The organism is Cyanobacteriota bacterium (genome assembly GCA_025054735.1).
Lineage (GTDB): Bacteria > Cyanobacteriota > Cyanobacteriia > SKYG9 > SKYG9 > SKYG9.
The window spans coordinates 1-11,179 of the sequence record JANWZG010000085.1; the positions used below are offsets into that span (position 1 = coordinate 1).

Genomic DNA, 11,179 nt, shown 5'->3' on the forward strand with positions numbered 1-11,179 from the left:
CTACTGGCCTTTGGAGTCGTTTCTCCCAACAGCATCCCCATTAACGTAGTGACTACTCCTTTAATTGTCATTGTCAGTCTAGGGGCATTCATCAGTGCTGTTGCTGGTCTTGTGGTGCCGATCGTTGGCAGTGCTTTGGCTTGGGCGCTCTATTGGCCCAGTCATTGGCTTATGCAGATTGTGCAATTAACGCTTCAACTACCTGGTAACGGCATTGCTACTGGACGCATTACCCTTTGGCAATTGCTGATGCTGTACGGATTGCTGTGTCTAGTTTGGTGGCAAAGCAGCTATGAACATCAGCCCCAAACCGTTAACTACAGACGACTTTTCCGGCTACCAATGGCAGCGTTGCTAGGCATTGCGATTGTCCTAGGGTGCAGCCTAGTCATGCTCCCAGCCTGGTATACAGCAGCGCAACTGGTGCGAGCCACCGTTATGGCTACGCCTAACGAGTCAGTCTTGGTATGGCAAGAGCGCGGCAAGGTTGGCATTATCGGTGATCCCAGTCCAAAAACAGTGGATTTTGCTGTAGTCCCGTTTTTACAGGCTCAGGGAATTAATCGTTTGCACTGGGCATTAGCGCTAAATCCGATGGCTGCCACTAGTGGATGGTCAGCGATCGCAGCACGGTTTCCCATCGCTAGCTTATACCATGCCTCTAGTCTGGCTTCCATTCCCAACATACCTGCACTTCAGCAGATTTCCTGGCATTCCCTCACGACCACCAATCCTGTGCAACTTGGATCCATCACTATTCGACCAGTAATAACTGAACCGCTAGTCCTAACCCTGCAACTTGGATCAACACTCTGGTTATGGTTGGGTGGTTTGTCCCATGCCCAGCAGGTGCAACTTGCAACAGCCAACAACCTGCCCACTGCCCAAGTCGTGTGGTGGAGCGGAGATGCTTTAGCGGGTGCCCTGCTGAAACGAGTACAACCCAAATGGGCGATCGCAACTGCTCCCCAACTGCACCCTGATACCCGCGATCGATTGCGTAAGCGCCATATTCAACTGTTCTGGCTAACGCGAGACGGCGCTATTCAATGGAAACCCACTGGTTTTACCCTTAGCTCCACCGAAGCTGAAAGCCAGCTATAGCACGGAACGGAGAGAGAGGGATTCGAACCCTCGGTACGATTTAAACCGTACAACAGATTAGCAATCTGCCGCTTTCGACCACTCAGCCACCTCTCCCGGTCATTAGGCCATAATAGCAAATTTATAGACTTCCTCAACTGTCACTTTTGTTAGCTCCTTGAGGAATTATAGGCTGGCTAGATCGAATAACAACAAAGGTTGTGTCATCAGGCAACAGGCCAGGATATCTGACTAGGTGCTGTGTTTGGGCATCTAAGAGAGTAGCCTCTCGATTAATTAAGAACAACCGCCGTCGGATCCTATCTGGATTCTCGAAATAGCGATCGTCCTCCCAAAATTGACTGATTTGACCTACCGCCTCAGATTTTCCAGGTAGGGGACGATCAGCCACCTTGATCAGATCCAGCACCCCATCGCTCCCAATCAAGACAGAGGCCACCTCCGACGTTGGGATCCACTCGTGACATTGAAACTGTGACATAGCTGCCCATTTTTCTGCCATGAGCTGCTGACCTCGACTGGCATCTAGCCACTCTAACAGTCCGTAGGCTAAATAGGGCGGCGTATTGTTGGCTGTCATCCCTAAGGGCACAAGCTGCCCGTTGAGCAAGACGATACCATCACCGAGGGAAAACAATACCGTGTTCTCAGGTGCAACAATCACACCTACGATCGTGCACAAAAAATAGTCGCGCACTGTTTGCTCTACATCACCTCCCAGCGTCGTCACAATAGTCTGGAGTGCTGTCAGCAATTGATGACGGATAGAAGCCCAATCATTCGTGAGGGCTGCTTGAAGGTGGCGGGCGATCGTAGTAACTGTTAATCGAGCAATTAGCCTCGCACCCACCTCGCTGTAGGCACAACTGCCACACCCATCACACACTACACTGATCAACGCCTGGTCTGTTATCAGACTGTACATAGCATCCTGGTTGTTTTTGCCCATGGATAGGTGATCTCGACCAGTTATAGAGCCTGCTGCCAGTTGAAACTGATGATTCATAGCTCCAGAGTCCTAAAGATTTACACAGCAGTGACTACAGCACCGTTCCGACGGTAGCTCAGGAACCGATAACCCGATCGCAGGTCTGCGTGAACTAACTGCAACTCCGTAGGAACAAGGGCTTCATACTCAGGAAAGTAAGTGTCGCCATCAACTGGGTAATCGAGCAATGTCAGTTCAAGGCGATCGGCTAGCGGTAACGCTTGGGCATAGATTGAAGCACCGCCAATAATGAATGCCTGCTGGGTAGGCGTAATCCCACGCAGTGCTGCTGAGAGCGACGACACAACCCTAACACCCGGTGGTAAACCATCCCCAGCAGAGAGAGAACGTGACACTACAATCATGGTGCGTTGTGGTAATGGTCGTCTTTCTAGGTCAGACTCCCAGGTCTTGCGTCCCATAATCACTGCATGGTTCAAGGTCAACGCCCGAAAGCGCTGCAAATCTTCCGGTAAGTACCAGGGCACTTTGCCATTACGACCAATTACCCGGTTGGCCGCCATTGCCGCTACGATCGTAATCATTCCCGTTACCCCATCGGTTATGTCCAATGCCCATCCTCCTATCCCAGAGGCAAGCGTACTGACATCCTACCCAGATGCAGTGCATTTACTCCATGAAATGATTGTCAACACCGCTAGTGCCCAGGGCTGGAATGTTTTCCAAGCCTTGGTCTACCACATAGCAATGACCCTGCAAGTGCCCTATGCTCTAGCAACGCGGATTATTCACTCTGCTGAGCAGGTAAGCCAAACCCAAGTGCAGACATTGGCCTTCTGGGCAGGTAGTGGATTCGGTAAAAACTTCACCTACGCATTGGCTGGAGCACCCTGCGAGTTAGTATTTGCTACACACCGTGCCCAATGTTTCCCTGACCAGGTGCAAGCACTGTTCCCTGCCGATCGTGACCTAGAGCGTATCAATGCTCAAAGTTACCTAGCTGTGCCCCTCATCAGGGCAAAAATGAGCCTAATTGGACATATTGCTGTTTTGGATACTGTACCCTTGACTGACTACAACAGCAAACTCGCACACCTAGAACAATTTGCTGCCTTGATCCAATACCTAGGGCCTGAACAGCTTGCAGCAGATGCCGTAACCATCACTCAGGAAAGCTAAATTCAGCCTGGTAGCGACTATCGGCAATACTCCAGTCTTCGTTAGCGCCCCCAATGATCAGTTGCTTAATGGCCACATATTCACCACTGAACTGACGCAAAGCATTGATGAGAACATCCAGGGCAATCGCATCACTCGTGCCCAAATCAAACCAGCACCTTGCCCAGTTGTGCTTATACTCAAACTCACCCATGTTATGCATTGGTGCCAAAAAGCTGTCCTCTGCTACCTCATTGTCATAGTCTAAGTAGCTAATATCAGCTCCAGCTTCCTGCACTTGTAAGTTTTCAGCATTAAACCCACCCAACTTCCCTAGGAAATACCAAGAGTTAAAGACCTCCTCCACGTACTGCTTCTCTAGCTCCGAGGGAACCGTGCTGAACTCTAGCCAGATCCAAACATTAAAGGGGTCAACTTCACGGAAGCTTACCTGCATAGACACTGCATAGACACTATAGCTTAGGCATATTGTCAGGGGTTGGCCCCCAAATACCTGCTCTGAGATCGATCGTATCACGCAGGGCCACACAATTGCGGGGCTGGCCATCTACTGTATTTTGGTTCAAGCAGTACTCAAAGAAAATTTGCCATACCAGCACCCGTGGCAGTTGGTCAGATTTCTGCACAGCAACCTTGAAAGATTTTGCCGCCTCAGCATATAGAGCAGGGCTGTTTTGTTGCTTGGCCATCTGTACCAGAATTTGTGCCTTGGTGTAATGAACTTCAGGATTGTTGGGAGTGTCTTTTAAGGCCCGATTGATATAGTCCAACGCTTTGCTGTACTGACCTAAATCTCGATAACCGTAGGCAATACCGCGAATAGCCAGATACCGTGGCCCTGCATATCGCTCCAGCCGCTCGATCGCCTGATCAACGTCAGCAAAGGGCAAGTTTACCGCCAACATTAGATCCATGTAGCCCTTAATCAGATTTAGCTCTGGATCATTCTTATCTATCTTCTCGGCTTCTTTGATGTACTTGAACACCTCTTGCAACTTGCCCAACGCCCTAGGTGTTCCCCGTACCGTACCATCGCTTAGCAAAATGTAAGCGCCTTCCAGAAAATGACCAACCGCAATGTAGAGGTTTCCCCGTAGCGGGTCACGGCTGACAAGCTGCTCTGCGGTCTGGCGAGTTAGGGTGGCATTAGTTTGGAAGGTTGCCAAATCACCAGAGGTAAAAGCTAGGGATGCCCGCATAGCATGGCTCATCGGCTCAGCGCTATCAGCCTGGTCGAGATAATTGCGAGCCTGAGGGTAGTTGCCATTGACAAATACGCTATCAAATGCAGCCGATACTTGATCACTAATCGAACGAGCATTGCTGCTGCGAAATGGATCCCTTGCCAAAGCTGGCGTGACCCACAGACCCATAACTAGAGTGGCTAGGCTAGTAATAGCGACAAATTTTTTAGCATGGGTTTGAACCATCAGTGGCAGTCCCATTTGTTTACGGTGGGTGATTGGCTTTATCATCATAACGTTTACAGTCTCTTTCAGGTTGTTTCAGACGCAATCGGTCATCATCCGGTTCCTTTGCTCTAGATCACTTGCCGTTTCACGGGTTAGACGAAAAACTACTCCTCAAACTGATAACTGCCAAAGTTGATATATTGATGACTAATGACCAGTGAACTAACAACTACTAAATAACCTGAAACCTGATAGGATAGCCTAGGTTATGCTGCTTAAGCATTTCTTTATAAGAAGTAGTCTACAGGCTCCTGCATATTCATGAACTACGGTATCGATGGGATTGCGCCTCACGGTGGGACGTTGGTTAATCGAATCGCTACGGATGATCAACGGGCAGAATTTTTAGACAAAGCAGACCATCTGCCACGGGTGTTGCTTGACAAACGCTCCCTGTCAGACTTAGAGATGATTGCCATTGGTGGCTTTAGCCCCCTTACTGGCTTTATGGAACGTGATGACTACGAAGGTGTCGTCAATGACATGCATCTAACTAATGGGCTGCCGTGGTCAATTCCGATCACCCTTTCGGTAGATGAAGCTATTGCAGAGCCACTGCGTGAAGGTTCCTTGATCCGTCTCGATGATCCCACAGGGCAGTTTGTTGGCGTTCTCCAACTCACTCAAAAATATACCTATGACAAAGTTCACGAGGCCATTCATGTCTATCGCACCAACGAAGACCGTCACCCTGGTGTCAAGGTGCTCTATGACCAAGGTAACGTCAATCTAGCCGGGCCTATCTGGCTATTGCAACGCCATCCCCATCCCCAATTTCCTGCCTATCAAATCGACCCAGCAGCCTCTCGGCTGATGTTCAAAGAAAAGGGTTGGCGGGCGATCGTTGGCTTCCAAACCCGCAATCCTATCCACCGCGCTCATGAATACATCATCAAGTGTGCTCTGGAAATTGTGGATGGCCTGTTTCTCCACCCCCTTGTTGGTGCCACTAAAGAAGACGATATTCCGGCGGATGTGCGGATGCGCTGCTACGAAATCATGCTAGAGCACTACTTTCCCAAAGGGCGGGTGATCTTAGCCATCAACCCGGCTGCTATGCGCTACGCTGGCCCCCGTGAGGCAATTTTCCATGCTTTGGTGCGAAAAAACTACGGTTGCACGCACTTCATCGTTGGGCGCGACCATGCAGGTGTGGGGGACTTTTATGGCACCTACGATGCCCAGCGCATTTTCGATGAGTTTGACCCTCATGCCTTGGGTATTGTGCCGATGAAATTTGAACACGCCTTCTACTGCACTCGCACCCTTTCCATGGCTACTACTAAAACTAGCCCCAGTCTGCCTGAGGAACGTATCCATCTCTCTGGCACAAAGGTGAGGCAAATGCTCCGTCGAGGCGAATTACCACCGCCAGAGTTTTCTCGTCCAGAAGTGGCAGCCGAACTAGCACGAGCTATGAAAGTCAATGAGGAGCCTGATTTTCAGATATGAGCCAAACGGGTTCTGAACCACCCCAACTGTTGAAACAACACCTGGTCTATTACGGGCGTAAGTTTGATTACGAGGTTGTCAGTCTGCGATTGCCCAATGGAACTGAGGGCACATGGGAATGTATTCGCCATCCCGGTGGGGCACTGGCAATACCCGTGACTCCAGAGGGCAAGCTGGTGCTGGTGCGACAATATCGATTTGCTATCCAAAAGCGACTGTTGGAGTTTCCGGCAGGGACGGTGGAACCCAATGAAGATCCGGTGGAGACTATCAAGCGAGAAATTGAAGAAGAAACAGGTTATCGTGCCGATCAGTGGACGAAGTTGGGAGAGTTTCCCTTGGCTCCGGGCTACTCTGATGAGTTTATCTATGCTTTCTTAGCCCAGGATTTAACAAAGCTGGAAACGCCGCCAGAGCGGGATGAAGACGAAGATCTTGAAGTGGTACTAATGACCCCCTCAGAGTTAGAAGCGGCAATCTTGGCAGGGGAGCCGATCGATGCCAAGTCAGTCACCAGTTTTTTCCTAGCTCGTCCACACCTGAACCTGTAGCCTCTTATAGGTTCTATAGCATCCACTCAAGCACGATCGCAGCTCGACTATCTTGGCGTTGGCGGGCATTTTGCTGTTGCAGATCTGCCGAAAGCCGCAGAGTAGATGTTAAGGCATAACCTGCTGAGAAGTTAAAAATCCCAATTTCCCGATCGCTGCCTGGTGCTAACCAACTCTGGGTCAGGCTAAAATCTGCCCCACCACCTCTAGAGAGCACAACCATCAGCCGTAGCCCAACATTTAGCCCATCGGTTGAGTAGAGTGGTGTGTCCACATGGCGATAGCCAACTACAGGCGAAACATTGATGTAACTGCCCAGTGGGCGCAGATAATAATGCAAATCGGCTCCCCAGCCTCGGCGCTGACCATCAAACGTAGTGTAATAATCGCCACTGACGGTAAACCCACTTCTGCCCAAGAACACATCCTCAATGCCAAGGTTGATCCCAAGCGCTTGATTTGTGGAGGGAAACTGACTATAGCCTAGGCGCAGACGTGTGCGAAAACTAGGCGAGTGGGTGATTTCTGAAGTAATATCGGGAACTTGTTGCAGCCAGCGTTGCAGCAGGGGACTTTGTTCGATCACTTCCGGACGCAGGTCGATCGCCCGTCCTGACGGAGGAGTAAGGGCAACCACTGACGAATGGGTCTCTAAGGTAAATGCCGTTAGGGACTGAGCTGGTAGGTGACCATGGGGAATGGTGCCGCCATCGGCAGCCAACATATGAGCTTTAGGTAAGACCTGCGGCTGCTGGAGCACATCAGAGGGGGATGGAGCAAACTGAACAGTTGTAGCCTCTATCGTGGGCATGGCGATCGCCTGGGCAGGTAGGGGCAACTTCTCTACTGGCATAGAAGCTTGGCTGGTTGGCTCAGAGGATGCGATGACTTCCGGAGTGGCAATCGCATACCAGGATGCTAGCTCTGTCATACAGTCCGTCGTAACAGCATGACGGCAGCTAGGAGATGCCTCCAGTGGTGCGGCCCAGGAAGAAGGAACTGTTCCCAAACTAGCAAGCATCCCGCTACCCAATGCAATGAGTCCATGATGCAGCCAAATCACCCATGGTATAGACAGGTGATGAGACCACTGACGACAATTGCCAAGTGGCCATCTATGATAGGATCCATCAAATTCAGCGATTCCCAACCATGGGACTAAGCTAGGGTTTATTGGCCTAAGACCATTGGCTGGAAACCGGGCATTTATTGTATCCCACATAGATGAGCGGCGTAACGGGCTGATTTGAGTTGGCTGCATATCCAGCATAATAGGGAAGAGATAACAATACCATTCAATTAGGAGCAAGGATGAGCAGTAACATTTCGGATATTGTCGTCAAAACCCCAACAGGCAGCGAAAAATCCTTAGGCGATTATGCAGGTAACGTGCTCCTGATTGTCAACGTCGCGTCTTACTGTGGCTATACCCCCCAGTACGCAGGGTTGCAAAGGTTGCACGAAACCTATGGGCCAAAGGGCTTAAAGGTGCTGGGGTTTCCCTGTAATGATTTTGGTGCCCAAGAACCTGGATCTAACGAAGAAATTGCCCAATTCTGCACCCGCAATTACGGCGTGACCTTTGAGCTATTTGACAAAGTACATGCGATCGGAGCACAACAGCATCCACTATATGCAAGGCTAACGACTGCGGTCACCCCTGCGGGAGATGTTTCCTGGAACTTTGAAAAATTTCTGATTAATAAACAAGGCGGTATTGTTGCGCGCTATCGCAGTAGTGTCAAGCCCGATGACCCAGACTTAGTGGCTGCGATCGAACGTGAGCTAGCCGCGTAACCATTGGACTAAGAATTGCTCATAGTGGCAATCATGAATCCAGTCAGTACTTGAGCTAGAGTATCTACAGGCTGGGGGGCTAGTCCCCCCAAGGGTTAATCCCCACAACATGACTAGGCTTAGTTCAAGTGGTCGCCAGCGTAGACGTAGCCAACTAGCTGGGTATTCTCAAATTAGGTGTTCTACTACATGGACAGGTTGTCTCCTGAATAGTTCAGTGCTATGGATCCTTATCGATTAGAGCAATTGCGTACCTACTGTCGAGATGACGCTGCCTTTGAGCAGATGAAGTTGATTTTGCTGGCCGATGTACGACAGCAGAACCTAGACAAGGTGCATTACCAAGCTAGTGCTGGACTAACACGATCGTCCCTACCCCCGTCCTTTACAACCCAGAGTCAAACTCCCACCCAACAAAACTACCGGCCTGCCCTCCTACGAGTTATGGCTCGCATCCGTTCATCACTAGAGCCATCGGTGATTTTGCGAGTGGCAGCTAGTGATGTCAGGCAGTTATTGGGTGCCGATCGAGTTAGCATCTTTCACTTTACCCCCAATACTCACCACCGCCGAGGGGAATTCGTCTCCGAAGAGGTCATTCCAGGCTTGCCTTCCGTTTTGCATGATGAAACCTGGAACCCCTGCTTTGGCGATCGCTTTGCTACCCGCTATCAACAGGGTTACGTTCACGTTGTCAATGATCTACACGCTACTGCCCTTAGTGATGATTACCTGCGACAGCTATATGACCTAGGGGTGCGAGCTAGCATTACCTCACCCATCAATCGCGACGGAAACCTGTGGGGACTATTGTGCATTCACCAGTGTCATGCCCCACGCAATTGGTCGCCTGACGAGATTGAGCTAGTCAGCCACGTTGCTAGCCAACTAGGCGTAGCATTGCAGCAGGCCGAACTCCTCAGCCGCACTAGGGATGCCCTCGGACAAAGTGAGACTAAATTTCAACGCCTAGCAGAGCGAGTACCAGGCATTATTTTTCAGGGCATGTTTGACTTCCAGGCCAACTTGTCCTTCTCCTACATCAGCCCAGGTTGTCAGCGGATTTATGGCTTTACAGCGGAGGAAATTCTACGGAATCCGTCCCTGGTCATTGAAGCAGTGCACCCAGACGATGTGACTGCCTTTGAAGCCACGATCGAGACTGCTATTCAAACCCTGCGTCCATGGCGGTGGGAAGGGCGCATCCGGATGCCATCTGGCGAGATTAAATGGCTGCGGGGTGATGCCCATCTGGAATTGAGGGAAAACGGCATCTTAGCCGATGGCCTATTAATTGACATCACTGAGCAAAAACAAACAGAAGCAGCCCTACGCACCTCTGAATCAGAAATTCGGGCTTTGTTTGCAGCCATTCCCGATACGGTGTTTGTGATTGACAGCACTGGCCGACTACGACGGTTGTCTAGCACTCATCCAGTAACGCTCCATCGGTCTTTGGAAGAGCAATCAGACAAAACTCTGCATGATCTCTTTCCTGCCGCAGAGGCCGATCGCTTCCTAGATTACGTGCGTCAAGTACTGAGTACTCAACAAACCACAACTATGGAGTATGCCGTCACGATAGATGGCAGCGATCGCTGGTTTTCAGCCTCAATTTCACCAGTCACGACAGATACTGTCATTTGGGTAGCACGGGATATTACCGATCGTCGCCAAATGGAAGAAGCCCTGCGAGAAAGTGAATTAAGTTACCGCACCCTCGTAGAAAGCGCCAACAGTGCCATCGTCCGCTGGGATGCCCACGGCACCATCACCTTCGTTAACGACTTCGCTCAACGATTTTTTGGATATACGGAAGAAGAACTGCTTGGACGCAACATCCTAGGCACCATCCTGCCTGCTGTGGATAGCCAAGGTCAAGACCTAGCGGCGATGCTGCAAGACTTAATTAGGCATCCAGAACGTTACATTACCCATGAACATGAAAATATGCGCCGTAATGGTGAACGGGTGTGGCTGGAATGGACAAATAAAGCTTTTCTAGATGAGCAGGGCAATCTAGTCAGTATGCTGTCTGTAGGGCTAGATGCCACAGAGCGCCGCCGTGCCCAGCAAGCGTTAGAACAGGCCAAACGGGAAGCAGAAGCCGCTAACCGAGCGAAAAGTGAATTTTTGGCGATGATGAGCCATGAAATTCGCACTCCCATGAATGCCGTGATTGGTATGGCAGGTCTACTGTTAGATACGGAACTGACTCTAGAGCAGCGAGACTTTGCTGAAACAATTCGCAACAGTGGCGATGCCCTGCTCACCATCATCAATGACATCCTCGACTTTTCTAAGATCGAGTCTGGCAAATTGGATTTGGAAGAACATCCCTTCAATCTACGAGATTGCCTAGAGAGTGTAATTGACCTATTAGCCCCCAAGGTGGCTGAAAAGAATTTGGATTTAGTCTATTACATTGACCCTGACGTGCCTACAGTAGTGCAGGGTGATGTCACTCGGTTGCGGCAGGTGCTTATGAATTTGCTCAGCAACGCCGTGAAATTTACAGCCACGGGTGAAGTAGTAGTGCATGTAGCAGCTCAGCAGTTAGGTCGTGGACGTTTAATTACGAATAATGACCAAGCTACATTGCCAGTAGCCTACACTAACATCTACCCAATCTATGAGCTAGAGTTTAGCGTTCGGGATACGGGCATTGGCATCCC

11 protein-coding genes and 1 tRNA gene are annotated in these 11,179 nt (G+C 50.3%); 6 read left to right on the forward strand and 6 right to left on the reverse strand.

Annotation, left to right across the window (positions count from 1 at the left end):
- Positions 1-1,104, forward strand: a 1,104-nt coding sequence (locus NZ772_06015; protein MCS6813114.1) for a ComEC/Rec2 family competence protein, incomplete at its 5' end; no start/stop codon positions are given.
- Positions 1,105-1,111: 7 nt separating this feature from the next.
- Here the strand turns inward: NZ772_06015 and NZ772_06020 are convergent.
- The 3 genes from NZ772_06020 to NZ772_06030 form a co-directional block, all read right to left on the reverse strand.
- A tRNA-Ser gene (locus tag NZ772_06020) sits at positions 1,112-1,200 on the reverse strand.
- 37 nt (positions 1,201-1,237) lie between these two features.
- Positions 1,238-2,110 (reverse strand): protein phosphatase 2C domain-containing protein, encoded by an 873-nt coding sequence (locus NZ772_06025; GenBank protein ID MCS6813115.1) that lies wholly within the window; start codon positions 2,108-2,110, stop codon positions 1,238-1,240.
- A 20-nt stretch (positions 2,111-2,130) separates the two neighbouring features.
- On the reverse strand, positions 2,131-2,616 hold the full coding sequence (locus tag NZ772_06030) for a dihydrofolate reductase (protein MCS6813116.1): 486 nt from the start codon (positions 2,614-2,616) through the stop codon (positions 2,131-2,133).
- Between NZ772_06030 and NZ772_06035 the strand changes: the two genes are divergently transcribed.
- On the forward strand, positions 2,582-3,232 hold the full coding sequence (locus NZ772_06035; GenBank protein ID MCS6813117.1) for a hypothetical protein: 651 nt from the start codon (positions 2,582-2,584) through the stop codon (positions 3,230-3,232). The genes NZ772_06030 and NZ772_06035 overlap by 35 nt on opposite strands.
- Here NZ772_06035 and NZ772_06040 read toward each other — a convergent pair.
- Together NZ772_06040 and NZ772_06045 are read right to left on the reverse strand one after the other, a co-directional pair.
- Complete coding sequence (locus NZ772_06040) at positions 3,216-3,668, reverse strand: DUF3531 family protein (GenBank protein ID MCS6813118.1); 453 nt, start codon at positions 3,666-3,668, stop codon at positions 3,216-3,218. The two genes, NZ772_06035 and NZ772_06040, sit on opposite strands and share 17 nt — an antisense overlap.
- A gap of 16 nt (positions 3,669-3,684) precedes the next feature.
- On the reverse strand, positions 3,685-4,710 hold the full coding sequence (locus tag NZ772_06045; protein ID MCS6813119.1) for a hypothetical protein: 1,026 nt from the start codon (positions 4,708-4,710) through the stop codon (positions 3,685-3,687).
- A gap of 255 nt (positions 4,711-4,965) precedes the next feature.
- Here NZ772_06045 and sat point away from each other — a divergent pair, with 255 nt between their 5' ends.
- Together sat and NZ772_06055 are read left to right on the forward strand one after the other, a co-directional pair.
- Positions 4,966-6,156, forward strand: a complete 1,191-nt coding sequence (gene sat / locus NZ772_06050; protein MCS6813120.1) for a sulfate adenylyltransferase — start codon at positions 4,966-4,968, stop codon at positions 6,154-6,156.
- Complete coding sequence (locus tag NZ772_06055) at positions 6,153-6,707, forward strand: NUDIX hydrolase (GenBank protein MCS6813121.1); 555 nt, start codon at positions 6,153-6,155, stop codon at positions 6,705-6,707. Before sat ends, NZ772_06055 begins: the two co-directional genes overlap by 4 nt.
- Positions 6,708-6,720: 13 nt before the next feature.
- Here the strand turns inward: NZ772_06055 and NZ772_06060 are convergent, their stop codons facing one another.
- The gene (locus NZ772_06060) at positions 6,721-7,344 is read right to left on the reverse strand and encodes a hypothetical protein (GenBank protein MCS6813122.1); all 624 of its coding nucleotides are present in this window, start codon (positions 7,342-7,344) and stop codon (positions 6,721-6,723) included.
- Between the two features lie 674 nt (positions 7,345-8,018).
- Between NZ772_06060 and NZ772_06065 the strand changes: the two genes are divergently transcribed.
- Both NZ772_06065 and NZ772_06070 read left to right on the forward strand, forming a co-directional pair.
- Positions 8,019-8,504: a glutathione peroxidase gene (locus tag NZ772_06065; GenBank protein ID MCS6813123.1), complete on the forward strand. Its 486-nt coding sequence runs from the start codon at positions 8,019-8,021 to the stop codon at positions 8,502-8,504.
- A gap of 222 nt (positions 8,505-8,726) precedes the next feature.
- On the forward strand, positions 8,727-11,179 hold a 2,453-nt coding region (locus NZ772_06070; protein ID MCS6813124.1), incomplete at its 3' end, for a PAS domain S-box protein.